Annotated in this window: 28 protein-coding genes; 14 read left to right on the forward strand and 14 right to left on the reverse strand. The window is 65.4% G+C overall.

Going from position 1 to position 25,840, the window contains the following annotated elements; genetic code table 11:
• Positions 1 to 269: 269 nt before the first annotated feature.
• Both cysE and ACVILH_RS20075 read left to right on the forward strand, forming a co-directional pair.
• Positions 270 to 1,097, forward strand: a complete 828-nt coding sequence (gene cysE, locus ACVILH_RS20070; protein WP_006611185.1) for a serine O-acetyltransferase — start codon at positions 270 to 272, stop codon at positions 1,095 to 1,097.
• Positions 1,098 to 1,367: 270 nt separating this feature from the next.
• On the forward strand, positions 1,368 to 1,580 hold the full coding sequence (locus ACVILH_RS20075) for a DUF3126 family protein (RefSeq protein ID WP_006611186.1): 213 nt from the start codon (positions 1,368 to 1,370) through the stop codon (positions 1,578 to 1,580).
• Between the two features lie 313 nt (positions 1,581 to 1,893).
• Here the strand turns inward: ACVILH_RS20075 and ACVILH_RS20080 are convergent, their stop codons facing one another.
• Positions 1,894 to 2,592: a hypothetical protein gene (locus tag ACVILH_RS20080; RefSeq protein ID WP_456714439.1), complete on the reverse strand. Its 699-nt coding sequence runs from the start codon at positions 2,590 to 2,592 to the stop codon at positions 1,894 to 1,896.
• Positions 2,593 to 2,786: 194 nt separating this feature from the next.
• On the opposite strand from ACVILH_RS20080, the gene ACVILH_RS20085 reads away from it, so the two are divergent.
• A complete protein-coding gene (locus ACVILH_RS20085) occupies positions 2,787 to 3,116 on the forward strand; it encodes a DUF6949 family protein (protein ID WP_006611188.1) in 330 nt (109 codons plus the stop codon).
• A gap of 85 nt (positions 3,117 to 3,201) precedes the next feature.
• Positions 3,202 to 3,732 carry a gamma carbonic anhydrase family protein gene (locus ACVILH_RS20090; protein ID WP_456714440.1) on the forward strand — a complete coding sequence of 177 codons (531 nt, stop codon included), beginning with the start codon at positions 3,202 to 3,204 and terminating at the stop codon, positions 3,730 to 3,732.
• Between the two features lie 36 nt (positions 3,733 to 3,768).
• On the opposite strand, the gene ACVILH_RS20095 is transcribed toward ACVILH_RS20090, so the two are convergent.
• Together ACVILH_RS20095 and ACVILH_RS20100 are read right to left on the reverse strand one after the other, a co-directional pair.
• On the reverse strand, positions 3,769 to 3,936 hold the full coding sequence (locus ACVILH_RS20095; RefSeq protein ID WP_006611190.1) for a hypothetical protein: 168 nt from the start codon (positions 3,934 to 3,936) through the stop codon (positions 3,769 to 3,771).
• Positions 3,933 to 4,223: a hypothetical protein gene (locus ACVILH_RS20100; protein WP_456714441.1), complete on the reverse strand. Its 291-nt coding sequence runs from the start codon at positions 4,221 to 4,223 to the stop codon at positions 3,933 to 3,935. Before ACVILH_RS20100 ends, ACVILH_RS20095 begins: the two co-directional genes overlap by 4 nt.
• Positions 4,224 to 4,298: 75 nt before the next feature.
• On the opposite strand from ACVILH_RS20100, the gene ACVILH_RS20105 reads away from it, so the two are divergent.
• From ACVILH_RS20105 to ACVILH_RS20115, 3 genes are all read left to right on the forward strand, one after another.
• The gene (locus ACVILH_RS20105) at positions 4,299 to 4,913 is read left to right on the forward strand and encodes a hypothetical protein (protein WP_456714442.1); all 615 of its coding nucleotides are present in this window, start codon (positions 4,299 to 4,301) and stop codon (positions 4,911 to 4,913) included.
• A 155-nt stretch (positions 4,914 to 5,068) separates the two neighbouring features.
• Positions 5,069 to 5,368, forward strand: coding sequence for a hypothetical protein (locus ACVILH_RS20110; RefSeq protein ID WP_456714443.1), 300 nt, complete (start codon positions 5,069 to 5,071; stop codon positions 5,366 to 5,368).
• A 137-nt stretch (positions 5,369 to 5,505) separates the two neighbouring features.
• On the forward strand, positions 5,506 to 5,646 hold the full coding sequence (locus ACVILH_RS20115; RefSeq protein ID WP_456717168.1) for a hypothetical protein: 141 nt from the start codon (positions 5,506 to 5,508) through the stop codon (positions 5,644 to 5,646).
• Between the two features lie 264 nt (positions 5,647 to 5,910).
• On the opposite strand, the gene ACVILH_RS20120 is transcribed toward ACVILH_RS20115, so the two are convergent.
• The 6 genes from ACVILH_RS20120 to ACVILH_RS20145 all read right to left on the reverse strand — a co-directional run bounded on the left by ACVILH_RS20120 (position 5,911) and on the right by ACVILH_RS20145 (position 10,982).
• Positions 5,911 to 6,723, reverse strand: a complete 813-nt coding sequence (locus ACVILH_RS20120; RefSeq protein ID WP_456717030.1) for a dienelactone hydrolase family protein — start codon at positions 6,721 to 6,723, stop codon at positions 5,911 to 5,913.
• Between the two features lie 407 nt (positions 6,724 to 7,130).
• Complete coding sequence (locus ACVILH_RS20125) at positions 7,131 to 7,649, reverse strand: hypothetical protein (RefSeq protein WP_456714444.1); 519 nt, start codon at positions 7,647 to 7,649, stop codon at positions 7,131 to 7,133.
• A gap of 264 nt (positions 7,650 to 7,913) precedes the next feature.
• The gene (locus ACVILH_RS20130) at positions 7,914 to 8,345 is read right to left on the reverse strand and encodes a hypothetical protein (protein ID WP_456714445.1); all 432 of its coding nucleotides are present in this window, start codon (positions 8,343 to 8,345) and stop codon (positions 7,914 to 7,916) included.
• A gap of 322 nt (positions 8,346 to 8,667) precedes the next feature.
• A complete protein-coding gene (locus ACVILH_RS20135; RefSeq protein WP_456714446.1) occupies positions 8,668 to 9,294 on the reverse strand; it encodes a transglutaminase-like cysteine peptidase in 627 nt (208 codons plus the stop codon).
• A gap of 332 nt (positions 9,295 to 9,626) precedes the next feature.
• Complete coding sequence (locus tag ACVILH_RS20140; RefSeq protein WP_456714447.1) at positions 9,627 to 10,241, reverse strand: PilZ domain-containing protein; 615 nt, start codon at positions 10,239 to 10,241, stop codon at positions 9,627 to 9,629.
• Positions 10,242 to 10,424: 183 nt separating this feature from the next.
• On the reverse strand, positions 10,425 to 10,982 hold the full coding sequence (locus tag ACVILH_RS20145; RefSeq protein ID WP_456714448.1) for a PAS domain-containing protein: 558 nt from the start codon (positions 10,980 to 10,982) through the stop codon (positions 10,425 to 10,427).
• A 517-nt stretch (positions 10,983 to 11,499) separates the two neighbouring features.
• Here ACVILH_RS20145 and ACVILH_RS20150 point away from each other — a divergent pair.
• Both ACVILH_RS20150 and ACVILH_RS20155 read left to right on the forward strand, forming a co-directional pair.
• The gene (locus ACVILH_RS20150; RefSeq protein WP_456714449.1) at positions 11,500 to 12,294 is read left to right on the forward strand and encodes a rhomboid family intramembrane serine protease; all 795 of its coding nucleotides are present in this window, start codon (positions 11,500 to 11,502) and stop codon (positions 12,292 to 12,294) included.
• Positions 12,295 to 12,582: 288 nt separating this feature from the next.
• The gene (locus ACVILH_RS20155) at positions 12,583 to 13,011 is read left to right on the forward strand and encodes a CBS domain-containing protein (protein WP_456714450.1); all 429 of its coding nucleotides are present in this window, start codon (positions 12,583 to 12,585) and stop codon (positions 13,009 to 13,011) included.
• Here ACVILH_RS20155 and ACVILH_RS20160 read toward each other — a convergent pair.
• Entirely contained in the window at positions 12,998 to 14,017 is a 1,020-nt protein-coding gene (locus ACVILH_RS20160; RefSeq protein WP_456714451.1) for a patatin-like phospholipase family protein, read from the reverse strand. The two genes, ACVILH_RS20155 and ACVILH_RS20160, sit on opposite strands and share 14 nt — an antisense overlap.
• A gap of 261 nt (positions 14,018 to 14,278) precedes the next feature.
• On the opposite strand from ACVILH_RS20160, the gene ACVILH_RS20165 reads away from it, so the two are divergent.
• The gene (locus ACVILH_RS20165; RefSeq protein WP_456714452.1) at positions 14,279 to 15,376 is read left to right on the forward strand and encodes a hypothetical protein; all 1,098 of its coding nucleotides are present in this window, start codon (positions 14,279 to 14,281) and stop codon (positions 15,374 to 15,376) included.
• 301 nt (positions 15,377 to 15,677) lie between these two features.
• On the forward strand, positions 15,678 to 15,848 hold the full coding sequence (locus ACVILH_RS20170; RefSeq protein WP_456714453.1) for an RNA polymerase sigma factor region1.1 domain-containing protein: 171 nt from the start codon (positions 15,678 to 15,680) through the stop codon (positions 15,846 to 15,848).
• 164 nt (positions 15,849 to 16,012) lie between these two features.
• Here the strand turns inward: ACVILH_RS20170 and ACVILH_RS20175 are convergent, their stop codons facing one another.
• Entirely contained in the window at positions 16,013 to 16,666 is a 654-nt protein-coding gene (locus ACVILH_RS20175; protein WP_456714454.1) for a TetR/AcrR family transcriptional regulator, read from the reverse strand.
• A gap of 96 nt (positions 16,667 to 16,762) precedes the next feature.
• Between ACVILH_RS20175 and ACVILH_RS20180 the strand changes: the two genes are divergently transcribed.
• On the forward strand, positions 16,763 to 17,605 hold the full coding sequence (locus tag ACVILH_RS20180) for a class I SAM-dependent methyltransferase (protein ID WP_456717031.1): 843 nt from the start codon (positions 16,763 to 16,765) through the stop codon (positions 17,603 to 17,605).
• Between the two features lie 118 nt (positions 17,606 to 17,723).
• Here ACVILH_RS20180 and ACVILH_RS20185 read toward each other — a convergent pair whose 3' ends face one another.
• Positions 17,724 to 18,194, reverse strand: coding sequence for a hypothetical protein (locus tag ACVILH_RS20185; protein WP_456714455.1), 471 nt, complete (start codon positions 18,192 to 18,194; stop codon positions 17,724 to 17,726).
• A 911-nt stretch (positions 18,195 to 19,105) separates the two neighbouring features.
• Between ACVILH_RS20185 and ACVILH_RS20190 the strand changes: the two genes are divergently transcribed.
• Positions 19,106 to 21,622, forward strand: a complete 2,517-nt coding sequence (locus ACVILH_RS20190; RefSeq protein WP_456714456.1) for a putative bifunctional diguanylate cyclase/phosphodiesterase — start codon at positions 19,106 to 19,108, stop codon at positions 21,620 to 21,622.
• 165 nt (positions 21,623 to 21,787) lie between these two features.
• Here the strand turns inward: ACVILH_RS20190 and ACVILH_RS20195 are convergent, their stop codons facing one another.
• Positions 21,788 to 22,351 carry a nitroreductase family protein gene (locus ACVILH_RS20195; RefSeq protein WP_456714457.1) on the reverse strand — a complete coding sequence of 188 codons (564 nt, stop codon included), beginning with the start codon at positions 22,349 to 22,351 and terminating at the stop codon, positions 21,788 to 21,790.
• 301 nt (positions 22,352 to 22,652) lie between these two features.
• Here ACVILH_RS20195 and ACVILH_RS20200 point away from each other — a divergent pair, with 301 nt between their 5' ends.
• Positions 22,653 to 23,552 carry a hypothetical protein gene (locus tag ACVILH_RS20200; RefSeq protein WP_456714458.1) on the forward strand — a complete coding sequence of 300 codons (900 nt, stop codon included), beginning with the start codon at positions 22,653 to 22,655 and terminating at the stop codon, positions 23,550 to 23,552.
• 163 nt (positions 23,553 to 23,715) lie between these two features.
• On the opposite strand, the gene thrS is transcribed toward ACVILH_RS20200, so the two are convergent.
• A complete protein-coding gene (gene thrS / locus ACVILH_RS20205; protein ID WP_456714459.1) occupies positions 23,716 to 25,782 on the reverse strand; it encodes a threonine--tRNA ligase in 2,067 nt (688 codons plus the stop codon).
• Positions 25,783 to 25,840: the final 58 nt, after the last annotated feature.

Genomic DNA, 25,840 nt, shown 5'->3' on the forward strand with positions numbered 1-25,840 from the left:
CCCGCTTTTATCCCCAGGGAACCGGAGGTCTTTGTTTCGGGTCTCGTCCCCGGAGCGCCTTGATTTCCGGTTCCCACCGACCACCTTGAGCCGACCGCGGCCTTCCCGCTGGCGGGGTCACCTTGCGCGTAACGGAAATGTCTCAATCCCGTGGTCTCCTGGCGGCGCGGCCGGAGAGAAGGGATCGATGGCCTCGCGCAGCGTGTAGAGGACATCATTCCACGCGCCGTGCTATATTGCCTGCCCACTGAACTCCGCGAGACGCAGCCATGGCTATGCATCAGACCCATCCCCAGAGCGGGAAGCTGGCGACGCTCGATCCGATCTGGGATCGGATCCGCAGCGAGGCCGAAGAGATCGTCCGCCGCGAGCCGGAGCTTGCGACCTTCATCTATTCGACGGTGCTGCATCACAGCCGGCTGGAGGATTCGGTCGTGCATCGCGTGGCCGACCGGCTCGATCATTCGGCGCTGTCGGGCGACCTGATCCGCCAGACCTTCGACGATGCGCTGCGCGACGAGCCGGATCTCGGCCACGCGTTCCGCGCCGATCTCGTCGCCGTGTACGACCGCGATCCCGCGACGTCGCGCTTCATCGACCCCTTGCTCTACTTCAAGGGTTTTCACGCGCTGCAGACGCACCGCCTTGCGCATTGGCTGTATCGCAAGAACCGCAAGGATTTCTCGTTCTATCTGCAGAGCCGCTCCTCGGCGGTGTTCCAGACCGACATCAATCCGGCCGCGCGCATCGGCCGCGGCATCTTCCTCGATCACGCCACCGGCTTCGTCTGCGGCGAGACTGCGATCATCGAGGACAATGTCTCGATCCTGCATGGCGTGACGCTCGGCGGCACCGGCAAGGAGAACGAGGACCGTCATCCGAAGATTCGTCATGGCGTGCTGATCGGCGCCGGCGCCAAGGTGCTCGGCAACATCGAGGTCGGTCATTGCGCGCGCATCGCCGCGGGATCGGTGGTGGTGAAGCCGGTGCCTAACAACGTCACGGTGGCCGGCGTGCCGGCCAAGATCGTCGGCGAGGCCGGTTGCGCCGAGCCGTCGCGCACCATGGACCAGATGATCAACGCGATCGGCATCTGAGCCGCGGCGCGCGCTCGCGCAATCTCGAAGTCAAGAGCTTTTCAACCACGGGATTTCGTGCGAACACATCGCTGATCTGTGGATCTGACGATCCGCCATTGCCGCGGCGGACTGAATGTGAGATCCACTCCGTCCCTTTTCAGATGCGTTCGATGACGCTGGTGTCAGTGGTGGGCATCGACCGGCTGAACTAACAAGCTTCGAGGACACGGACGTGCCGCGCTGTCACGTCCTGAACAACAAGCAACCCGCTGCAATTGGAGATCTCCCGTGGACGTTCAGGAAGTCAGGAAGCTCGACGCGTATCTGAAGCGCGTGTTCGGCAATCCCAAGATCCGCGTCGTGCCGCGGCCGAAGAAGGAAGATTCCGCCGAGGTCTATATCGGCGAGGAGTTCATCGGCGTCCTGTTCGTCGATGACGAGGACGATGATCGCTCGTTCCAGTTCCAGATGGCGATTTTGGAAGACGATCTGGTCGAGTAAGTCGCGGAGCATTCGCGCGCGGTCCAAGTACAACTGCGGGCGCGGTGCAAGCGAATGCGCCCTCTCCCCTTGCGGGAGAGGGCATGTTCGGCCTTTCCACGTACGCGGTCGGGTGAGGGGTATCTCTCCGCAAGCAACGTTGGTGGAGAGATACCCCTCACCCAACCGAATATGTTGAGCTTTCCTACATGCCCTCTCCCGCAAGGGGAGAGGGCGCACATATGAGCACCGCGCCAATCTCTTGAGGCTCGTCAGCCGAAGTTCAAGCGCAGTGGTGATGAGCCTATGAGTTCGGTAAGCTGGCCACGCCCAGCTACTTCACCGCATGCATCTGCGCGGTCAGCCGATCCATCGCGGTCGCGACGTCCTGCCATTGCGACAGCCAGCTGCGCGGGAAGCGAAACACGAGGTCGGCGCCGTCGATGCGGCGCTCGCTGAGGCACATGCCGGGGGTGGCTGCGTCGCGGGTGCAGCGCGCCACCAGCGCCGGCTGGTCCGCCATGAACAGGTCCTCGACATCGTAGGGCGTGCCGGCGCGGAAGCCGCGCATCGTCAAGCCGTCCTGCACCGACACGGGCGCAGTGTTGAGATAGCGCGGATAGATCGTCTTCAGCCGCGCCTCCGGCGACAGCGCGTCGTGATGCGCCGAGATCGACACGAAGATGCGATCGATCGGATGCGGCGCCTGGTCGACCTGGTCGGCGGAGACGTGATGCGGCGCCTCGGGCGGGGTGAGGGCGGGATAGTCGAAGCCGAGATCGACCCGCTCCTGCGGGCCGGTGTGGCGCTGGATCTTCACCCGGATGGCGGCCGAGGGCACGTTGAAGATGGTCCCGCCGATGCTGACGGGCAGGCGCTCGGGCCCCTTGAAGGCGCCGGCCTGCCATGTCGGCCACAACAGATAAGCGACCACGGCCACGGCCGATGCCGCCAACGCGCAGCCGATCGCGATCGGCACGGCATGGCCGTGTCCGTTCGAAGGGCGGGCACTGCGGACTGAAAACATCGTCATGCGGGCGGGGATCTCGACGGCGAATCAGCCGCGACTATGCCACGGCGATGCGACTTTCTGCAGAATCTTACCGGTACGGACCGCACATTTGCCGCAGGCTGGATTAACCCTTTCTTAAGGATAATGTGGCGGGCGGCGCTGGATTTTGCCAAACCAGCATCGGGCAGTTCTGCAAGTTTGTGTGAGTGCGTACGATGTCGGCAGAGGCGTTCAATTCCCTGTTCTCGCTCCTGATCGGGTTTGCCTTGGCGGGGGCCTTGGCCAGCGGCTATCAGGCCTATGCCGAGCGGCCGCCGGGCTTCGAGCTGCTGCAGGAGGGCGTGACCCCGCGCCGCTTCGCCGCCGTGCCGTTCCTGGTCTTTGCCGCGCCCTTCATCATCATGCGCAACACGCTGCGCGGCGCCCGCATCGAGCGGCGCCGTTTCGAGTTCGTGATGCTGGCGACGGTGATCGCCGGTTTCTGGAGCATGATGTCGGGCACCTTCATCGTGATGACGCTGCGCGCCGCCGGCGTGCTGGCCTGAGTTCCGGGCGCAGCGCGCAAGCGCCGCGGTTGCTTGAATTCGTCGTTCTCGCTGTGCCAAGGTCTCCCGCGAATGGGAGACCTCGATGGCCATCTACGAACTCGACGGGCAGGCGCCCGAGCTGCCGGCGGACGGCAACTATTACATCGCCGACAATGCCACCGTGATCGGCCGGGTGAAGCTCGCCCGCGAGGTCACCGTCTGGTTCGGCGCGGTCATTCGCGGCGACAATGACGTGATCGAGATCGGCGAGAGCTCCAACATCCAGGACAACGCCACCTGTCACGTCGATCCCGGCTTTCCGCTTCGCGTCGGCCGCAACGTCACCGTGGGCCATAACGTCATCCTGCACGGATGCACCGTCGAGGACGACGCGCTGATCGGCATGGGCTCGATCATCATGAACGGCGCGCATATCCGCCGCGGCAGCGTCGTCGGCGCCGGCGCGATCATCACCGAGGGCAAGGACTTTCCCGAATATTCGCTGATCATCGGCGCGCCCGCGCGCGTCGTGCGCACGCTGGAGCCGGCGCAGGTCGAGCGCATGGGCATCGCGGCCAAGGCCTATGTCGCCAAGGGACCGCGCTACACCAAGGGCCTGAAGAAGATCGGCTGAGGCTGTCTGATCAGCGATATGCTGATCACGCCCGGCTCACGTCCCCTCGGACTCGCTGGCCTCGCGCGCGCTGGCGATCCGCTCATGGCCGCTCGCCCAGAGCGCATGCTGCTCGCTGCCGTCCTGATAGGGGTTGGCCTCGGCCGGAATGTTCTCGCGCGCGGCGCGCTCGCCCTGCTCGAACGGATCGGGGTCGGTGCTCATGCTGAGATCTTGCTCCTCTGCTTGCGTGTGGGGCGGACTCTGGTTTTCGGTTTGACCTTGCGTGCGGGTGGGGTGTCGTCGTCGGTCGCGTCCTCCGCCGCGCTCCGGCGCAGCGCGTCCTTCAGGTCGGCCGGCACGCCGTGCTTCTCGAGCAGGTCCATGAAGGCCTCATCCGCGAGATCCTGCAGGCCGAGCATCTGGTCGCGGCCGAGCTGCTTGAGCTTGTCGAACGTGTCCTCGTCGAAGGCGATCAGCTTGCGCACCTGTCCTTGCTCTCCTCGCGCCATCAATCCTCTCCCGTCAGCGTTGGTTCCGGAACGCGGCCTGCCCGGTCGGGTTGAAGCGTAAAGGGAGAGCCTCCGATGACCAGACATTCCTTGCGCGCATTGATCGTGATTGCAGGTCTTACCGCGGCGACGGCCGTCTTCGCCCAGGGTGGTGGAGGCGGCGGCGGTGGTGGCGGTGGCGGGAGCGGGGGAGGTGGCGCGGGCGGCGGTGCAAGCGCCGGTGGTGCGGCCAGTGGTGGCGCGGCAGCGGGCGGCGGCGCTGCCAGCAGCGGAGCTGGCGGCAGCAGCTCCAGCGCGGCCGGTGCGCCCAATGCCGGGACCACGACCGGGACGGCGGGAGCAGGGACGAGCGGCATTGGTGGCGCGGCCTCCGGAAATGCCGCCGGCCTCGGCAACACGACAGGCAACCCGAACGGGATCAACAATGGTGCGCAGCTGTCGCAACCTGGGGCGGCCGGCGCCAACGGCACCAACAGCCTCGGCACTGCGCAGTCGAGCGGTTCGGGCGCGAGCGGATCCGGCTCGTCGTCGGGCAATTCCGGCGTGACGACCGGCGCCGGCCGGGGCGCCGCCGGCGGCACCGGCGCGACCGGACCCAACCGTACGGGCGATGCCACTGACGATGCCGAGATCCAGCGCGAGAACCGGAAGGTCGATCAGACAGTGAAGAGCATCTGCCGCGGTTGCTGATCGTTGCTGCGGCCGTTGACGTGACGATCAGACATCAGATCGCGCAGATGTGAGCGCCGCTGCCCGCGAGCTGTTCCAAATGAGGCCTTAAGACATCTGCGTTGCAATGGCCGTGATCATTGCCGCTGAAGCGGGCTGAATTTGGAGACGGATCGATGCGTAAGACTTGGATGGGATTGCTGGCGGCCGCTGCGCTGGCGGTGCTCGTGACGCCTGGCACGGCGTCGGCCCGCGGCGGCTTTCATTACGGCGGATTTCATCACGGCTTCTACCACCACGGCTTTGGCCCAGGCTTCGGGATCGGCTTTGGCTTCGGCTATCCCTATTATTACGGCGGCTATCCCTACGACTACTACCCCTACACCTATGAAGACCTCGGCGGCTGCTACGTCGTGAAAAAGCGCGTGCGGACAGCGCATGGCTGGCGCCTTCGCCCCGTTGAAGTCTGTGAGTGAGCGGTGAACCTGCTGATGGGGTGACGCGTTGGCCAGTCACTTCGCCTTAACGATATCCCGTCACCATTTCCTGCCGCTGCGATGCACGACGCGGCCATGGAGCAAGAGCTGGCGCAACGCTTGCATGGAATCCAGGCATGATGAACTCACTCACATCCCCTGAACTCACCTTCGTCTTCATGGGCGTCGTCGTCAGCCTCGGCGCCGCTTTGGTCTGGATGGCCTGGGAGCTCGAGCAGGGCGCCCGGCAGCCGGCGAAGGTCCGTCGTCGGCGCTAGAGCATGATCCGGAAAAGTGGAAACCGGTTTTCCGAAAAGATCATGCTCAAACAAAGAGATAAGATCATGATGCGTTTCCGCCGAAACGCATCATGATCTAGCCGTGACGCTCGCGCGTAAGGGTAGGCAAAGGCGCTCCTGTGCTGTCACCGCACGCGAGATTGCGAGCGCCGTGCCCACCATGCCGCTTGCTGATGAGTTCGCGGGCCTGCGGTGGGCACGCAGCCGCCTGACGGCGGCCGCTTTGCCCTACGTGGGTGTCGATCAGCTCAGCACGCCGTACCTCTTGAACCACGCCTGCATCTTCGACCACGCATCCTCCGCCGCCTCCTTGCGGTAGCTCGGGCGGTAGTCGGCGTGGAAGCCGTGCGGCGCGCCGGGATAGAGCTTGAACTCCGCGGTCTTCTTGTTCTCCGCGAGCGCTGCCTTCATCGCCTCGACGCTGGTCACGGGAATTCCGGTGTCGGCCTCGCCGTAGAGACCGAGCACGGGTGCCTTCATCTCGGGCGCGAGCTGTGTCGGGCTCTTTGGCCAGGCCGGATTGGGCGGATCGATCAGCGGACCATAGAACGCGACACCGGCCTTCAGGCCGGCATTGTGCGCGGCATATTCCCAGACATTGCGGCCGCCACGGCAGAAGCCGACGATGCCGAGCCGCGAGGTGTCGCCGCCCTGTGACTTGGCCCAGGGCACCGTCGCGTCGAGATCCGACAGCAGCTCGGCATCAGGCTTCGCATTCACGATCGGGAGCAGGTCCTTGATGTCGCTGATCTTGGTGAGCTCGGTGCCACTGCGGAAGTAGTAGTCGGGCGCCACCGCGAGCGCACCGAGCTTGGCGAGGCGTCGCGTTACGTCCTTGATGTATTGGTGCAGGCCGAAGATCTCCATCGCCACCAGGATGACGGGCGGGTTGCTGGCGCTGGCCGGCCTGGCGAAATACACCGGCATCTCGCCGTCGGCGACCTTCACCTTGGCGTCGCCGGCATTGAGGCCGTTGGTGTCGGTGGTGATGGCCTCGGCCCGGACGGGGCCCGCGGCCAGCGTGTAGCCGGCGGTGACGGCTGCGGACGCGGTCATGAAGCCGCGGCGGGAGAATGGGGTGACTTTGGTCAGTCCGATCACGTCGGACGTCAGTGCGGGGTCGGCGGACATGGCGGCTTCTCTCCACGGGTGAGGCGTGCATTCAGCCGAGAAGCGGCTGTGAAAAGCAAGTCACCAGCCGGCGAGGGCGCCGTGCGCACAGCGCAGTTCCGAGCAGGTTATGCGGTCAAGGGGGCCTACAAAGAACAAGGCCGTCGGCGCAGTATGGCGCCGACGACCTTGCCAGCCCCGGATCGAAATTGGCCCTGCGCCATCCTGAAATTGGCTCGCCATCCGGTGATCACAAGATGGCCCGAATCCGCGGCCCGCTATGTGAAGCACTTCACAAGCCACCGGGAATTTTCGGCAGGGATTGTACCGGCTCTACGACTAAGGACTAACGACTAACCGCGGCTGCGGCGATGCCGGTGCCCGCTGCGGCTCGCATGGGCGCGCTCGCGGATGTTGCGATTGCGCGGGGGCGGCGAGGCCTGCTCGGAGGATTGCGTGCTGGCGAACGACTGGCGCAGGCCGTCGATCGAGTCCCGCAACGTCTGGACCTGCTCGGACAGACGCTTGGAGTCGGCCTGCTGGGCAGCGAGCAACTGGCGCATGCTCTGCAACTGCTCCTGCATCATCTGTAGCTGGTCGATCGATTCCTGCTGGGTGGCCTCGAGGCCCTTGGTCTTCTCCACCAACTGCTCGGACGCCTGAACCGTGCGCGCCTGGAGCTGTCGCGTCACCGCGCCGCGCTCCGCCTCGACCGGTGAGCCGCCATAGGCGCGCCACAGCAGGATGCCGCCGATGCCGGCGACCAGCACGAGCAGGGTGGCGGCGGCGAGCGCAATCGGCTGCGTGCTCTTGACGGCGCTGGCGCCGGACTTGTCGAGATAACGTCTGGTGTCGCGCGTCACCGGATCCATCACGAAACCACCCTAACGAAAAAGCTTCGGAAGGCCGTTCCGGAAAATGGAGCGGCCCAGAAAGGCATGCTCGGCGGGAGCAGCCTATGAGCAGCAAAACGCATGCCCAGCCATGCCGATCCCGACGGCAGGACTTTATGAGCAAATCTGACAAAAGAGAGGCCGGCAAGCCGCAAAAGCGCCGCCGGCGGCATCCTCGCCGTGAGAGCAGGTCGCCGTCAGCCGGTCTCGGCCGACGCGTTGAAACCGAGCCGCGTCAGCGGCTTACTGGGTCGTGTTGCAGTTCCGGCAGATATTGAGCTTCTGCTTGAGGCGGGTCTCGTCGGCGAGATCGGCCGCCTGTTCCTCCTCCCAGCTCATCCGGCCGCGAGAGCTCGCCCCCGACTGCGAGGACATCACGTCGACGCGCGAGTCGCCGCGGCGCTTGCCGGTCTTGCGCGGGGCGGCGCCGATGTCGGGCTCCATCACCATGTCGGTGTCGGCCTCGGAGGAGGCGACCCGGCCGTCCCAATCGGCGGCGCCCATTCCGGCCTGCGGTGCTGTCATCGCGGCGGGTGTGGCCGCAGGCGTTGCAGCAGCCATGGCCGGCGTGTTGGCCGAGGCCAGCGGGCCCGAGCAGCCGCTGCCCGACATGCAACAGTTCGCCAGGGTCAGGGCTGCAGCCACGAGCGCCGCGCTTCGCAGGATCATCATCATGCCGACAACCTAAACCCGACCGTCGAGGGAAAACAAGGTTGGCCGGCGATCGCCGCGCCCCGCCTGCGACATATCGTCAAAGCAAGGCCAAAACAAGTTGGGTCAGGATGGGGCGAGCACCTGATGCCATCCAGCAGCCGCCCGTTCAAGACAGCCGCTCCATGCTCGGCGGTCATGAAGGCCGCCGCAAAAAAAGGTGCGGCCAGCCCTTGGGGGAGAGCTGGCCGCGCGCGAACCGGTCTGGGACGGGGAGGGGTGGGGATGTGACCGGGTCGCGTAACTCGAATTCTGTCTCGCCTCTGGTTCAGCGCTCTCGAACGCGTCAGCGCTCTCTTGCGCTTGCGGTGGCCACTGCCGGGCGGCCATCGCCGAGCGAGACCCAGACGTTCGGGTCGCTCTGCGACTGCCGCTTGACGAAGCGGTAGCCGGTCTCGGTCCAGGCGACGACGTTCTCGTTCTGATTATCGAGCACGTATTCGCCCTTGTCGGTCTTCACGGTGAGGACGGCATGTCCTTCACCCTTCTTGTCGCGCACCACCGTGATCAGCAGCGCCTCGCGGGGCCAGCCGGCATCGATCAGCAGCTTGCGCTTCAGCAGCACATAATCCTCGCAGTCGCCGTAGCCATCAGTCGGCAGCGACCATTTCTCGACCACGCCCCAATGGTCCATGTCGGTGATGGGCTTGACGTTCTCATTGACCCAGCGATTCACCTTTAGCAGATCACGCCAGGCCGTCTGGGACAGCACGATGTCGCGGGGCTGCGACGCGCCGCCGCGGCATTCCTCAGGGGTCTCGGTGCAGAACTCGATCCAGCCGATCGGGGCCCGCGTGGTGTCGCCAAGGCTCGCATAGAGCACCCGGTCATCACCGGCATGCGCCATCGTCCCCATCGCCATCAGGATGGCTGCGACCGCCAATCCCTTCGCCTGTCCCGTCCGCTTGACCATTTTGGCCCCCGTTTTCGTTGGGACCATGTGTCTCACAAAGATTTTTCGCTGCCGCTAAATCGCCACGATGGATTTGACGAAAACCCAATTCAAACAAGGCGATAATTCGAATATCTGTTGAATCAAATAAGCGTAAAATTTGAATCGATCGGAGTTGATTCAAATGCGCTGCATTAAGGTGCGGACCGCTGTGATTGCAGTCTCATCGATGCGTTTCAGGCTGCGTATTAACTGCGCCGGCCGCCACGTGCGGTCGTCGAACGCCACACGGCGCCCGTGGTGGCGGGCGCCGTGTGCTCCGGAGAGTTGCGGGATTTGGGCGAGTTGCGGCTTTACCGCGCGGTAACGCTCTCTTCGAGCGTTTCGGCGAGCTGCGCGTGCATGAACTCGATGGCGAAGCCGCCTTCGAGATTTCGCACCACGCGCGCCTGCACGCGGCCGAGCATGACCTGCGATTTCAGCGGCGGCTTGGTCTCGGCCGCGATGGCTGCGCCCGACAGCGACATGTCGATGATGCGGCAGGTCATCTTGGTGCCGTCCTCGAGCGTCAGCACCGCGATCGGGTTGCGCGGAATGATACGGTCGTGGCGGCGATCCTCCGGCAGATTGAGGATGTCGCGGTTGGCGAGCCAGGTCAGCTGCGCGGCGAGCTTGTCACGCTTGCGGGCGGTGGCGCCGATCGTCATCGCAAAACCGTTGTCGATGATGCGGGTGATCTTGCCCTCGACGCGGCCGATATGGTCGAGATAGGCGATCACGCGGTCGCCGACATTGCCGATGCCGGGCGCGAGCAGCGCGAGACCCCCGGGCGACATGTTGATCACCTGACAGGGAAACTCACGGCGATCCGGCAGCATGTAGCGGCCGAGCAGGTGGACCTTGACCCGCTGGAAACGGCGGCGCTCCTCGGCGGCCGGAAGGGATTGTTTGATGTTCGGCAACGCCATGTTTCGCCACTCAAAGCCGGCTCTTTACAGGACCGGACGATCCAGCAACGAAACTAAATGCTGCACGGTTAATTCAGCGTTATCGCAGCGCTGCGGGCGTTCATGTTGTTCGCGCTTTGCGCGAGGCGGGGCGCGGCATGACGCCGTCGCAGCTCGGATGCGAGCTCCGACGGCGATCTGAGATCAGCGCAGGCCCTCATACACCATCAGCCCACGCGCCAGCGCCAGCTTGCGCAGCGCGCGCGGCACGATCGGCTGAACCGGCGGATGGACGTAGCGCCACGACACCATCTCCAGCGGACCGAGCGCGCCTTTCGGCGTCTCGAACGGGGCGAGCAGGCCGGTCAGGCTGATCGGCTCATGCGCGCGCATGGCGAACGGCAACAGCAACAGCTCGAAATGCGCCGTCGTGCGATCGGGCGCCTGCGCGCTCACGCCGGCGATGGCGGGAAGCGTCTCCTCGCAGACCACGGTCGCGATCTCCTCGATCTCGCGACGGCTTTGGTGCGAGAACTGCGCGGCGAAGCTCTTGTCCTTGACGTCGCCGCCGAGCAGGGCGCACAGCCGCGTGCCCGCCATCCGGAACGGAAAGCCGCTGTCGAGATCGCACGACAGCACGAAGATGTCGCCAAGCAGCTCGCGCACGGCCTGCGGCTCGAAGTCGCCGCGCTCGGGCGCCTTGGCATGGCCGCGTCTGTCGTTCCAATAGGCGAAGAGCTCGCGATTGGACGGATGTTTCATCGGATGGACCCCTCGCGCCCTCGACGTCGTCAGGACATCGCTGTCCCGCTTTCGTCCAGGCGCCTCCCTGGTTGTTTGTGCAGGAGGGGCTTTGCAGCGTCCATGCCGATGGTGCGATCGTGCCGGCTTTACCCCGACCTTCCGCGCGTTAAGGTTAAATTAACGATGTGCTTGGCGCCGGACGGGGGATCGTTAAAAAAGCGTTCATGCCATCGCGGCCGGACGAGGTCCGCCGCGACCGGTAGAGGTACACGAAGGCGGCGTCAAACAAGTCCGGTCGTCGCGACGGGGAGGGGTGGGGACAACAACCCCGGGCTCTCCGGACGCGCAAACAAAGCCGGCGAATCTTGCGAGGGAGAGCTTTCTCAGGGCTCTCCCTCTTTTCTTTTCGAGCCTGCTCGTTTCGCGCCCGCGAGCCATTGGGCCGCACATCAACTCTGCATGTGTGCGCTTGCACAAATCCGCCAAAGCCGCCTATCTGACAGATCTGTTCCTCTCGTCGAAGGCGTGCGGCCCGTTGGATTCTCCGTCAGACGTCACCCAAGATCCGCCGTTGCAGGCCGCGCGCGAGCCCGTCTTGAACCTGCCGGGCGCGCTGACGGCCTATATCGCCCTGATCGCCGTGATCCATCTGCGCGTGCTGCTGCCAGAGGAGTGGGACGGCTGGATCCTGGACCTGTTCGCCTTTGTCCCGAAACGATACGACCAGACGCTGCTCGACGGCGCGTTCCCCGGCGGCACGCCGGCGAAGATCTGGACCTTCGTCAGCTACTCGCTGCTGCATGCCAATCTGACGCATATCGGCTTCAACGTGCTGTGGCTGCTGCCGTTCGGCAGCGCGTTGGCGCGCCGGTTCGGCGCAATGAGGTTCTATCTGTTCATGGCGGTGACGGCGGCGGCGGGCGCGCTCGCCCATCTCCTCACCCATGAGCATGCGCTGGCGTCGATGATCGGCGCCTCGGCCTCGGTGTCCGGGGCGATGGCGGCGGCGATGCGCTTTGCCTTCGTGCGCGGCGGCTTCCTGTCGTTCGGCCGCGGCGATGCCGATGCGGCGGCCAAGGTGCCGGCGCTGTCGCTGTCGCGTGCGCTGCGCAATCCGCGTGTGCTCGGCTTCCTGGCTGTGTGGTTCGGCGTCAACATCCTGTTCGGCGCCTTCGGCCTCACGCCTGGCGCTGATGGTGCCGATGTCGCCTGGCAGGCGCATATCGGCGGCTTTGTTGCCGGACTGGTGCTGTTTGCGCTGTTCGATCCGATCCCGCATGTGCGTGAGGATGCTGCACCTGCGTTGCCGTCGGAGCCGGTCGACAGTTAGTTGCCGCTCAACTGCGCTTGCGGGCGCGGGTGATTTCATTCATCATTTGCAGTCATGCAACCGGGGCACGATTCCGGGCAAATAAGGCAGGCTGTTTTCGTGGCCATCGGCCGGGCCTGCCGAGCGCAGCGCAACCAGAACGCGACTGGGGCATTGCTACCTCTTGATTGCCAGCTGTTGATTGGCACTCGTGACCATCGAACTCGCTTGAACTGAAGACTTCTGCAGGCATCGGCCGCAACGACGCCTCGCGCAAGAAGGCGCATCGGCCTCTCAAGGAGACGAGCAATGACAGTACGTGCGATCCTCGACATCAAGGGCCATCAGGTCGAGAGCGTCGACCCGAAGACCTCACTCGCCGACGCCGCCAGGCTGCTCGCCGAGCGCAAGATCGGCGCGGTGCTGGTGATGTCGGGCACGCGGATGGAGGGCATTCTCTCCGAGCGCGACATCGTGCGCGCGCTGGGCGAGCGCGGCGCTTCTGTCCTCACCGAGCCGGTCTCGGACGTGATGACGCGCCGGGTCGTGAGCTGCAAGCCGGCCGACACCGTCGCCTCGCTCATGGAGACCATGACCAACGGCAAGTTCCGCCATCTGCCGGTGATCGAAGGCGGTCTCGTGGTCGGCCTGATCTCGATCGGCGACGTCGTGAAGTGGCGCGTCCAGGAATACGAGACCGAGCAGGAAGCGCTGCGCCAATACATCAAGACGGCGTAGGCGCTCCGCCGGCGGCCGGCGCCGTTGCGCCGATCGCCTCATGGATCGAATCCAGCGCGCGTTCGGCCGCCTTGGTGCCGAACGCGATGAGATCGGCCGCGCGATGAAAATCGAACCAGCCGATCTGGCCGACGCGCGGCGAGATCAAGAGGTCCGGCGGATCGCCGGCGAGCCGCGCGCGCGTGATGCGGTCCTGCATGATGTTGAAGGCATCGACCATGACCGATGAGATCCCCGGCCGGCCGCCTTCGCCGAAGAACTGCCGCTTCACCGCGCGCTCCGGCGAGAACAGCCGGCGGAAGCGCCGCTTCTGCGGCGCGCTTTCCATCACCGTCTCCGGCACCTCCACCGGCTGGCCATGCGAATAGATCGTCGTCGAATGCGTGAACACGTCGCTCGACAGATTCGCGGCGATCACGATCTCGGCACCGAGCGCGCGCGCCGCCGACACCGGCACCGGATTGACCATCGCGCCGTCGACCAGCCAGCGGTCGCCGATCAGAACCGGCGCGAAGATGCCGGGCAGGGCGTAGGAGGCGCGCATCGCGTCGACCAGGCTGCCATGCGTGAGCCAGATCTCGTGCCCGGTGCGAATCTCCGTCGCCACGGTCGCGACCTTCATCGGCAGCTCCTCGATGGCGACGCGGCCGAGCGAAGCCTCGAGCTGCGCCGCCAGCTTCTCGCCGCCGATGAGGCCGGAGCCGTTGAGCCGGATGTCGAGATAGCCGAGCACATTGCGCATCTGCAGGCTGCGCGCCCATTCCTCCAGGGTGTCGAGCTGGCCGGCCGCATAGGCGCCGCCGACGACCGCGCCGATCGAGGTTCCCACGACCACGTCGGGCACGATGCCATGCGCCATCAGGGTGCGGATCACCCCGATATGAGCAAAGCCGCGCGCCGCGCCGCCGCCGAGCGCCAACCCGATCACCGGCTTGCGGATCGTCCCGAGCCCGACATTCACGCCGTCTGTTCCGCCCTGACGGCGTCCCATCAACATGTCCAGCACCATCATCTCCACGCAAACGCCATTCACGGACGAGGCCACGCCGTGCCCCATTGCCGCGATTCCGGGCATCAACCTAGCAGAAGCATCCTTCATGCCGGTTGACGGCGCCATGAGATGCCGTCGATGTGATGGTCTCGCGATGTCCGCGACGATCGTTCTGCGGCATTCCGGCTGCGGCCAAGCCGCGCGCCACGCCCCACCAATCCCGGATCGGTTCAGTACAGGCTTGAATTTGCCCCGTTTTCGGTCAAAACCAGCGTGATGACGAGCGGTCGCGGTTTCTTCGGAGTCCGGCGTGGCGTGCGGCAATGGCCGGCGCTCGTGCGGTCATGTCTCGTGGCCGTCTCTCTCGTGGCCGTCCCGGGTCTCACCGCCGCGCAGGCGCAGTTGTTCAGCGACCGGCCGCCGCCGATTCCGCCGGCCTCGGTGCCGGATCCCGGCGCGGCCGTCAGCCTGGCGCCGCCCTCCGGGCCCGGAGCGGGGCCCGTGGTTCCGCCGCCGCCGCCCGCGCCGCAGGCCATTCCGGGCCCGCCCGTGGCCGCGATCCCGCCGGGCGCGCCCGCCGCCATTCCGCCGGTGGCTGCTCCCCCCGCGGCACCGAACCAGGGCGTGCTGTCGCTGTCGGCCCGCTATGGCAAGGACCTGCCGAACATCAATGGCGGGCTCGTCTGGCGCGTATTCGCCGACCGGCCCGACGAGACCGGCGCCTTCAAGATGCTGCGCGAGGATCGCGGCGCCACGCCGAACATCGTGCTGCCGCCGGGCAACTACGTCGTCCATGTCGCGCTCGGCCTGGTCAGCGCGGTCAGGACGGTGAGCCTGAAGACGGAGACCGATCGTGAATCCTTCCTGCTGCCGGCCGGCGGCCTGCGGCTCGAGGGCCGGGTCGGCGCCAGCAAGATTCCGCAGAATCAGATCTCCTTCGCGATCTACAAGGGCAGCCAGTTCGACGGCCGCGAGCGCCCGCCGCTGGTGCCGAACGTCGCCGCCGGCGACATGCTGATGCTGCCGGAGGGCACCTATTACATCGTCTCCAACTATGGCGACGCCAACTCGGTGGTGCGCTCCGATATCCGCGTCCAGGCCAGCAAGCTCACCGACGTCACGGTGACGCATCGCGCCGCGGTCATCACCCTGAAGCTTGTCTCCGACAAGGGCGGCGAGGCGCTCGCCAACACCGCCTGGTCGGTCATCAACCCCGGCGGCGACGTCATCAAGGAATCGGTCGGCGCCTTCCCCAAGGTCGTGCTGTCCGAAGGCGACTACCGCGCCATCGCCAAATACGAAGGCAAGGTGTTCGAGCGCTCCTTCAACGTCGTCAACGGCGTCGACGGCGAGGTCGAAGTGCTCGCGCGCTAGCGCGAAGCAGGTGCCCAAAAATACAGCGCCCTCTCCCCTTGCGGGAGAGGGCATCGCCCGGCCCATCCGCGCATGCGCTTGGGTGAGGGGTCTCTCTCCGAGAGCGACACACGTCGAGAGAACCCCTCACCCAACCGAGCTTGCAGCGCTGTCCTACATGCCCTCTCCCACAAGGGGAGAGGGCGCAGTCACTGGCACCGCGCTCGTCGTCTGATCATCAAACAACACGGCGTGAGCTCAACGCTTGCTGCGGAAGCGATTCCTCTTCCCATCTATGAGAGCCATTCATCGGGAAGCTTACATGCACATCTCCGAGATCATCCGCCGCGCAATCGACATCGGGGAGCGTAAAGGCTGGATCACGTTCGACGAGCTCAACGCCATCTGTTCCGGCAGCACCGTCGCGCCCGAGGACATCGAGCGGGTCATGCAGGCCCTCAGCGACGCTGAGATCCGCGTGGAGGAAGACTGACACAATGGTGGAGTTTCTGCATGGGCGGGGTCTGGTCACCAGTCGTCCCGACGAACGCCGGGACCCATGCCGCGGAATCCATCGAGGAACGTTCTGTCAGTGGCCTTCCTTCGTCGCGGCTGGTGCCACGTGCAAGAGCAGGCGGCGAGCCTGTCTTGATTGCCTTAAGCTGAGCGCTTTCCCGGTCGCGGTGACGGCGGGCCCGCTTTTCCGTCGTCATGTCCTCGGCCATGCAGCAGTCCCGTTCCAGCCAGCGTCAACACCCGGCGGATGATGTCCTCGATGTCGCCGTCCCGAACGATCTGGCGATCGACGAGCAGCAGCCCCAGGCCGTGCACCAGCGCCCATAGAAACAATCCGGCAATCGGCAGCTCCGACGCCGGCAGGCGCTGTTCGAGACTCGCTTTCATGATCTCGTAGCTGCGCGTCCGCAGCGCGCGGATCGCTTTGCTGTGCTGTGAGACTTCCGGAAAACCTTCACCGAACATCAGCCGGTAGAGCGCCGGATTGGCACGCACGAACGCGACATAGGCCTCGCCATAGGTCAGCAGCGAGCCGCCGGCATTCGGGGGCGCAGCGGCGAGGCATGCGGTAAGCTCCGTGGCGCCTTGCTCGGCAAGGCCGAGCGCGATGGCATCGCGGCTCGGGAAATGATGATAGGCCGATGGTGCTGACACGCCGACCCGGCGCGAGATCTCGCGCAGGCCGAGGAATGATGGGCCGCGCTCTTCCAGCACCTCGCGCGCCGCCGTCAGCAGCGCGTTGCGTAGGTCGCCATGATGATAGCTTTTGCGCGGCTTCCTCGCTGGCCTCGCCATCCGGACCTCGATCAAATCTTTACAGTGTTAGGATTGTGCGCTATCTCGCTAGGATGCGCAACCGGATGCCCCGGTTTCAGAAGGGGACGCTTCGTCATGCAGATGGGACAGCCCAGCCGTACTGCCTTGGGGGCCGCGGTTCACCGCGCCACGCATCAAGCCGTCGACGGCGCCAGCATCTTTGCTGATCCGCTGGCCCGTGTGCTTCTCGGCGACGAGGCCGACGCGCTCATCGCCGCTGCCTCAGCGGACGAGAGCAGGCATCGCCTGCGGTTGTTCATCGCCGCGCGCAGCCGTTTCGCCGAGGATGCCCTGGCCATGGCCGTGTCCCGCGGCGTTCGTCAGGTCGCGGTCATTGGCGCCGGCCTCGATACGTTCAGCCTGCGCAATCCGCACGCAGCCGATGGGCTGCGCGTGTTTGAGGTCGACCATCCGGCCACTCAGGCGTGGAAGCGGGAGCGCATCGCTGCCGCCGGCCTCACTTTGCCTGCCTCGCTTGTCTTCGTACCGGTCGATTTCGAGCGGCAAAATCTCGGCGATGCGTTGGCTGACGCCGGCTTCCGAACCAGCGAGCCCGCTTTCTTTCCCTGGCTCGGGGTCGTGCCCTATCTCAGGCGCGAGGCGATCCTGGCGGTGCTGACATTCATGGCGAGCGTGCCCGGCGCGGAGGTCGTGTTCGACTACACCGAGCCGCTCGACAACTACGCTCCGGCGCGCCGCGCCAATGTCGCCGCGCTCGCCGCGCGCACCGCCGCGATCGGCGAACCCTGGCTGAGCCGGTTCGATCCTTCGGATCTGCGCCGCGACCTGCTGGGCTGCGGCTTCAATGAGATCGAGGACATCGGTCTCGCCGACATCATCGGCCGCTACCTCGGCGCGCCCGTCGGCAGCGCAAGAGAAGCAGGACCGCATGTCGTGCACGCGCGACGAGTCGTGTAGGGCGGAGCCGGAGCGCGTCGGTCGAAGCAACAGGCGCGTCACCCGGATGAGCGCCGCGACATCCGGGGTCTCACCCGCAGCCCGTTGAATATGCGCGTCCGCCGAAACGCATCATGATCTAGGGCACGCAGCCCCACAGCATCGACGTCTTACCTTTACCCAGCGCCTTTGCCGCGCCGGCAAGCGAAAAAGTTTCCACCAGACCGTATTTGGGAAATTCGACCGTGAACGACTTTGCACGGCTCGCAGCGAGGGCTGCGACCAGTGCCTGGAAGTCCTGCATGCCGGGACGTGACTCAGCTTTGAATTGCTGCCCATCGAGGTCGAACGCATAGTTGTGACCATCAACGATGATCCGCGCCGCCACACGCTCGCCCGCTGCCGGATGAAGTCCACTCGCGGTGATGAACATGCCTGGTGTGTGGTCCTCCTGCTCGCTTGGGCAGTAGATGTTGAGGTTCGATCCGCGCGCGTTCCTGATGATCGCCTCCACCGTTCCCTGCGCGAAGCCCGCTGTCCAGCGATAGTCCTCGGCCTGCGCGTCGGCTGCACCGAGGCAAATTGCCAACAGAACGATTTTGCTCCTCATATCACTTTCCCCTTAGCGCGCTCGCGATGCTCGTGGCGATGAACCAGATCCTCTGTATCATCGCTCGCGCGCGTGTACAGCCTCGTTTTGCGTTCAGAAGTTGAATTTCAGAATCCGAACCCGGCGCAGTCGGAAGACAGGATCTTAGCTTGAGCCGTTAGTGTTGCGTCACGTTGGATGACGTCGCATCTCGCGTGAATTTTGCCGCAACTCCAATCCCGCAAACGTCAGCATCTGCCCGTCGGGTTACTTTGTCGCACTTATTAGTCCTTGCCTCGTCGGGCAAATCAGATCGATGCTCTTGCGCATCCCGTCCCGGGATGAGGGGCGTATCGCGGTCGTCACGGCACGCGGGGCGGGGAGCGGTGGGCGTGGCGGATTGCAGCGCGGGTCTCTCGTGCGGACGAACAATCTGCTGCGCACGGTCAAGTCGCGCGGTCCTGATATCCCGAAGCTGATATCACCCGTGCAAGGCGCGCGAGCGCGTTGCACGGCATGGTGGCCAGAAAGCCCGGCGCACCAGGGAGAACGCGAAGCAGCCGTTAAAGCCATCGCGCAGGGAGGGCCGGGTCTGTCCGGCTGAACCTGTGGTACCTGCCGCCTGCATTTTTTTCAGCAGGCGGGCCACGGGCCTCAGTCGAGGTCCGGTCCTCCTTGCGCCCTCACATTCATCGAGGGTCTCGCCGATGCATCGCTCGGGCGGATCTCCGCCGCGGGATCGCATGGTTATGTCAGGTTGTCGCAACTCATCGCAACGAGCGCAGGATGTTACCGCATCGGCAATCTGAGGCGCGGCGCGGCTGTCATAGTCTCTAATGCGCGATAACCATGGAACGACTTCGATCTGTCATATTCGCTGCACGCGATTGCACGGACAATGCGGATTCACAACCCGTTAAAAACAAATCTGCATGGGATACCGCTTCGAGAAGCTGGCGATTGAGTACGATGCGATGAGTGCCGCGAAGAAGAAGACGTCCGCGACGGTCAGCAATGATCTGTTCGAGGACATCCCGGTGCTCAAGCGCAAATGGCACGCCGCCTTGAAGCCTGGCCAGAGCCTGCCGCGCTACGAGGACGTGATGCTCGGAAGCCTCGGCCGTCTCGCCGACCACGTGGCGCTGCTGCGCGAGGAGGACGACCGGCTGGAAATCACCCGCAGCGGCCGCTACGTCCAGCAATGGCTCCAGAACGACGGTTGGGACATTCCGGTCGAATGCGTGTCGCCGGATTGCGCGACGGTGCTGACGGAAGCGGCGATCTGTGCGGCGACGAGCTGCAAGCCGCATCTGTCGACGGCGCATTGTGTGCGGGACGGCATGGTGCGCACCTATGATGTGCTGGCGCTGCCGACCTGCTCGCGCTGGGGCAGGACTCTCGTCGGCGTGTATGTCAACGAGCGCGCCACGCAATACAATCTGCTCGACTCGATCTTCTCCACCACCGAGGATGGCGTCGTCTCGCTGGCGACCATTCGTGATAGCACAGGTCAGCCTTGCGACTTCCAGGTCGTGCATCACAATCAGTCTGCGGCGAGCCTCCTCAAGCTGTCGGCGGCCGAGCTGCAATGGCGCCGGCTGCGGCAGGGCGGGACGATGCTCGGCACCGCCGAGGTGCTCGCGCGCCTGTTTGCCGTGGTGACGCAGAGCGGCCGCGATCAGCTCGAGCTCGATTGCGACGATCGCAGCCTGCGCCTCGGCGTGCATGCGTTCGGCGACATCGTCTCGCTGACGGTCTCCGATGTTACGGCGCTGAAGCGGCGCGAGGCGTCGTTCCGGCTGCTGTTCGATGCGAACCCGCTGCCGATGGGCATCTTCGACACCGAGACCGGGCGCATCCTGAAGGTCAACGCCGCGGCGGAGGAGCATTACGGCTACGACCGGAGCAGCCTGCTGGAGATGACGATCTGGGATCTCTGGCCCGAGAGCAAGACGTCCAATCTCGATGAGGCGATGGCGCGCCTGACGGCGCGGGACGATTTTCACCGCGAATGGCAGCACTACAAGGCGGATCGCTCGCTGATTGACGTGCTGGCCTATGGCCGCAGGATTCGCTACGAGGGACGCGACGGCTTTCTCGTCGCCATCGTCGACATCACCGAGCGGCGCAAGGTCGAGGCCCGCATCGCGCATATGGCGCATCATGACGGCCTGACCAATCTGCCCAATCGCGAGCTCTATCAGGAGCGCCTGAGGCGGGCGCTGCAGCCGGGACCGGCCGGCAACAAGCCCGTCGCGGTGCTGTGCATCGATCTCGACCTGTTCAAGAACGTCAACGACTCGTTCGGCCATCCGATGGGCGACCGCCTGCTGCAGGCCGTGGCCGACCGGCTGAGGGAGCGGGTCGACGGCGGCAATCTGGCGGCCCGGCTCGGCGGCGACGAGTTCGCCGTCATTCTCGGCGATGCGCCGTCCGTGAACGAGGCGAGCGATGTCGCGGCCAGGCTGATCCAGGCCTTGAGCGCGCCGTATGAAATCGACGGCCAGGAGCTGGTCATCGGCGCCTCGATCGGCATTGCGCTTTCGCCGTCCGATGGCGCGACCAGCGAGGAGCTGATGAAGAATGCCGACATGGCGCTGTACCGCGCCAAGGAGGAGGGCGGCGGGGTGCATCGCTTCTTCGAGAAGGAGATGGATCTCCAGGCGCAGAAGCGTCGCGACATGGAGCACGATTTGCGCCACGCCTACGCGCAAGGTGAGTTCGAGCTGCACTATCAGCCGCTGGTCGAGGTCGCGACCAACGCGATCTCCGGCTTCGAATGCCTGCTGCGCTGGCGCCATCCGGACAAGGGCATGATCTCGCCGGCCGATTTCATCCCGGTCGCGGAGGATATCGGCCTGATCGTGCCGCTCGGCGAATGGGTGCTGCGCGAGGCCTGCCGCGAGGCGGCGCGCTGGCCTGACGGCATCAAGGTCGCGGTGAATCTGTCGGCGGTGCAGTTCCGCAGCCGCAACCTGGTGCAGGTCGTGATGCAGGCGCTGGCGCAATCCGGCCTGGCGCCGGATCGGCTCGAGCTGGAGATCACCGAGTCGATCCTGCTCGCCGAGACCGAGGCCAATCTGGCGATCCTGCATCAGCTGCGCGGGCTCGGCATCCGCATCTCGATGGATGATTTCGGCACCGGCTATTCCAGCCTCAGCTATCTCCGCAGCTTCCCGTTCGACAAGATCAAGATCGACCGCTCCTTCGTGAAGGACCTGGCGCAGCGCTCGGACTGTCTCGCGATCGTCCGCGCCATCTCCGGCCTCGGCAAGAGCCTCAACATCACCACCACGGCGGAGGGCGTCGAGACCTCCGACCAGCTCGACTGGCTGCGCGCCGAAGGCTGCAACCAGGTGCAGGGCTATCTGTTCAGCGCGGCACGCCCGGCCTCGGAGATCGCGGGCCTCCTGGCGCAGTTCGGCGCGAGAGCATCGAAGGCCGCGTGAGAGAGGGGCCGTAGGGTGGGCAAAGGCGCACACACCACTGCTTCATCCGAGCGAGATCGCTGTGGCGCCGTGCCGACCGTCTGGCCGCGCATGGGTGGCCCGACGGTGGGCACGCGTCGCCTGCGGCGCCGCTTTGCCCACCCTATGGCAGGGTGCCCGTGGCGATCAGAACCGCGTTACGATATCCGCCAGCGCCGGGCGCGGGCGATCCTCGCTCGGCTTGGTGGGCTTGCCGATATGAATGAGCCCGGCGAGCTTCTCCTCCGGCCTCAAGCCGAAGCCGTCCATCACGTCGCGGTCGAACATGAACCAGCCGGACAGCCAGCAGCCGCCATAGCCGAGCGCGGTCGCCGCGGTGAGGATGTTCATCGCGCTGGCGCCGGCCGAGAGCTCCTGCTCATAGGCGGGCACCTTGGGATGCGGCTTGGTGAAGCTGACGAGGCCGATCACGAGCGGCGCCTCCATGAAGCGGTTCTTCTCGACCTCGAGCTCGGCGGCGCTGGCCTGCGGGTTCTTCCTGGCAAAGGCAGCAGCAATCACCTCGCCGGCGCGGCGGCGGCCGTCGCCCTCGAACACGATGAAGCGCCAGGGCGCGAGCTTGCCGTGGTCGGGCACGCGGGCCCCGATGGTCAGGATGGTGTCGATCTCGCTGGGCGAGGGACCGGGGCCGCTCATCTCACGCGGCTTCACGGAACGGCGGGTCTTCAGGAGTTCAAGAGCATCGGGCACGTCGGTGGATCTCGTTCGTTGCACGCCGGACAGATAGCACGCACCTCCGCCTGCCACGAGGCCGTGCCACGGCGTTTTGATCGGTTCTACCGGCTCGGTATCAGCAGCTTTCCAGCCCCGCCGCATCTGCAGCTTGGGCGGGTTCCGGCGAAGGGCCTCGCGAAATGCGAGGCGGGCGGAGCGGCTGCGGCCATCTGTCCAAAACGGCTCGATCCGGTGCGAATTGTCGAACCTGAGGGGGACCGGTAAAAACATAATGCTGAGAGCTGAGGCTGCATTCCTTGCAAGATCCGACCTGCCGATGACTGCATTGAGACCGTCACCTGACGCCGTCGCGCGGCTGCGCGAGATGCCCGGTTTTGCCCAGGCGATGCGGGCATCGGCGGCCGCTGCCGTCCGGCTGTATCGTGGCGACCGCATCCTCAATGCGCTGTTGAGCGACCGGGCGCGCGCGCTGTTTCCGCATGTCGCGCTGTACCTGCACTTCGCCGAGCAGCGCGACGGCGAGCTCGGCCTCACTGTCGGCGCGATGAAGGAGATGTGCGCCAGGCTGGATTTGTGCAGCGCCGGCCGCTGCGAGGCCATGCTGGCCCTGATGCGCGCGACCGGGCTGGTGGCTGCGGCCGCAAACCTCGACCGCCGCAGGCGGCCGCTGGTGCCGACCGACAAGCTGATCGCGTTGCATCGGGAGCGCTGGGGCGTGCAGTTCGACGCCATGAGCGCGGTGCTGCCGGCCGCCGTGGCCTATCGGGCCGGATTGAACGACCCGGCCTTCGTGAAGCACTTCGTGCTCGAGCTCGGGCGCCGCTTCATCGCGGGCGCGCGGGTGCTCGACGGCGCGCCGGAGCTGGAGCCGTTTGCCGAGCGCACCGCCGGCATGGTGATCCTGTTCAGCCTGGCCCAGAGCGCCGGGCCGGACGACGCGTTCCCGCCCGACAGTGCCGTGCCGTACTCGATCAACGGCCTGGCGACGCGCTTTTCGGTGTCGCGCAAGCATGTGCTGACCTTGCTGCGCGAGGCCGAGGAGAAGGGGCTGCTCGTCCGCGGCACCGACGCCATCACCATCCTGCCGCTGGGCCGCGAGGCGATCGAACGGATGCTCGCGACGATGTTTCTCTACATGGCCGAATGCGCCGAGGTGGCGCTGCAGGCGGGTCGGGAAGGGAGTGCGACCGATGCTGTTGCCACTCTGTCCGCCTAGCAGTTCGCAACAGCCGGCGCAGCAAGCGAGGTCTCTCCGCGCGCTATTGCGAGCGCAGCTCGCACTAAGGGGACATGAGAGCGTCGCGTTTCGAACTGCAAGCAGCCCCCGGGGATGCTGTCCCCGGAGGCCGCTGCACACCTTCAGTCGGCGAGCGACGACGTCACGCCGCCTCGCGAGCGCGGCGCCGCACGTCCGGCGGCGTGGCCTCGTCGACCAGCGCCGCAATCGCGTCGGCGGTCGGCATCACCGTCTGGCCGTCGCGGCCGAGCCGACGCACGGAGACCGAATGCGTCTCGGCCTCCTTCTTGCCGACCACGAGCAGGGCCGGGATCTTCTGGAGCGAGTGCTCGCGGACCTTGTAGTTGATCTTCTCGTTGCGAAGATCGATCTCGGCCCGCAGACCCGCCCGCCGCAGCGCCGCCAGCACCTGCTTGGCGTATTCGTCGCCTTCCGAGGTGATGGTGGTCACCACGACCTGGGTCGGCGCCAGCCACAGCGGGAAGCTGCCGGCATAGTGCTCGATCAGGATGCCGATGTAGCGCTCCATCGAGCCGCAGATCGCACGATGCACCATGACCGGCGCCTTCTTGGCGCCGTCCGCGTCGATGTAGAACGCGCCGAACCGCTCCGGCAGGTTGAAGTCGACCTGCGTGGTGCCGCACTGCCAGTCGCGGCCGATGGCGTCGCGCAGAACGTATTCGAACTTCGGCCCGTAGAACGCGCCTTCGCCGGGATTGATCTCGGTGCGGATGTTGTTCCGCTGCGCCTTGATCTCGTTCAGCACGGTCGCCATCACGCGCTCGGCGTGATCCCACATCTCGTCGGTGCCGACGCGCTTCTCCGGCCGGGTCGACAGCTTCACCGTCAACTCGCCCTCGAAGCCGAAGTCGGAGTAGGTCGACAGGATCAGATCGTTGATCTTGAGACACTCCTCTGCAAGCTGGTCTTCCGTGCAGAAGATGTGCGCGTCGTCTTGGGTGAAGCCGCGCACGCGCATCAATCCGTGCATGGCTCCCGAGGCCTCGTAGCGGTGCACGACGCCGAACTCGGCGAGCCGCAGCGGCAGGTCGCGGTAGCTCTTCAGGCCATGCTTGAAGATCTGCACGTGACCCGGGCAGTTCATCGGCTTCAGCGCGAACCAGCGCTTGTCCTCGGCCTCGTCGCCGGCGGACTGCGCCGCGAACATGTTCTCGCGGTACCAGTTCCAGTGGCCCGAGGTCTCCCACAGCGACTTGTCGAGGATCTGCGGCGCATTGACCTCGTCATAGTCCCCCGCCAGACGCCTGCGCATATAGGCGATCAGCGCCTGGAAGATGCTCCAGCCCTTGGGGTGCCAGAACACGACGCCTGGGCCTTCCTCCTGGAAGTGGAACAGGTCGAGCTCGCGGCCGAGCTTGCGATGGTCGCGCTTCTCGGCCTCCTCGATCTGCCTGAGGTAGGCGTCGAGCTGCTCCTGCTTGGCGAAGGCCGTGCCGTAGATGCGGGTGAGCATCGGGTTGTTGGAATCGCCGCGCCAATACGCGCCCGCCACCTTCATCAATTTGAAGGCGTTGCCGATCTTCCCCGTAGAGGTCATGTGCGGACCACGACACAGATCGAACCAGTCGCCCTGGTAGTAGATCTTGATCGGCTCGTTGCCGGGAATGGCGTCGACCAGCTCGACCTTGAACGCCTCGCCCTTGTCGCGGAACACCTGCTTGGTTTTCTCGCGGTCCCACACTTCCTTGGTGAAGGGTTTGTCGCGGCCGATGATCTCGCGCATCTTCTTTTCGATCGCAGCGAAATCCTCGGGCGTGAACGGCTCGTTGCGGAAGAAGTCGTAATAGAAGCCGTTCTCGATCACCGGGCCGATCGTGACCTGGGTGCCCGGCCACAGCGCCTGCACGGCCTCGGCAAGCACGTGCGCGCAATCGTGTCGGATCAATTCCAGCGCGCGCGGATCGTCGCGGTCGACGAGCTCGAGCTTGGCATCCTCTTCAATGGGATCGTTGAGGTCCACGACGTCGCCATTCAGCGCCATCGCGACGGTGCGCTTGGCGAGCGAGGGCGAGATGCCCTTGGCGATGTCGAAGCCGGTGGTGCCCCTGGGATATTCGCGCTTGGCGCCGTCGGGGAAGCTGATGGTGATCTTCTCGACCGGGGCGGCGGGCTTCAGATTGCTGAGGCTGTACTGGAAGCCGGGCTTCTGCTGGTCGGTCTTCGAATCGGGGGATTTCGAGTCAGGCATTGTCTCTCTCCGTTAGCTCACTCCTGCGAACGAGCGCAGGTAAGCGGGAGCAAGCGGT

The sequence above is a fragment of the Bradyrhizobium sp. USDA 4353 genome (assembly GCF_054063215.1).